We start from the raw sequence: 504 nt of genomic DNA, 5'->3' as shown, positions 1-504 counted from the left end.
CGGCCAGCGCCGAAGATGTCGCTGTTGATGGCCGAAACGGCCGCCGAGATCACCACGATATTGAGAATGGTCGCCGCCGAGCCGATGCCCAAGTTGCTAAATATCTGCACAAACGGGCTGCCTTGGCTGCCGATCTGCGGCCATGGATAGATGGCCATCAGCACAAACAAAGTCAGTACGTAGAACAGCAGGACACGCAGCGGCACCGCGTGGATCGCCTTGGGGATCACGCGTTGCGGGTCCTTGGCTTCGCCCGCGGTGATGCCAATGATTTCGATGCCGCCAAAGGCAAACATCACCACTGCGAACGAGGCGATCAGGCCGCCGACGCCATTAGGCATGAAGCCGCCGTGGGCCCACAGGTTGCTAAGGCCGCTGGCCTGGGTTTCACCGGCAGAATGAATACCGAACAGCATGATGCCGAAACCGCCGAGGATCATCGCCACGATGGCGCCTACCTTGAGCAGCGACAGCCAGAACTCCATTTCGCCAAACACTTTGACG

General features: G+C 59.7%; 1 protein-coding gene. It reads right to left on the bottom strand.

From position 1 onward, the window contains the following. Window positions 1-504, bottom strand: a 504-nt coding sequence (locus SOP95_RS31545) for an amino acid permease (protein WP_323609521.1), incomplete at both ends; no start/stop codon positions are given.

It is taken from the genome of Pseudomonas sp. YuFO8, assembly GCF_035065025.1.
GTDB classification, from domain to species: Bacteria; Pseudomonadota; Gammaproteobacteria; order Pseudomonadales; family Pseudomonadaceae; genus Aquipseudomonas; species Aquipseudomonas putida_AE.
The sequence above is the reverse complement of the archived record's forward strand: the minus strand, read 5'-3'. Positions and strand labels throughout refer to the sequence as shown.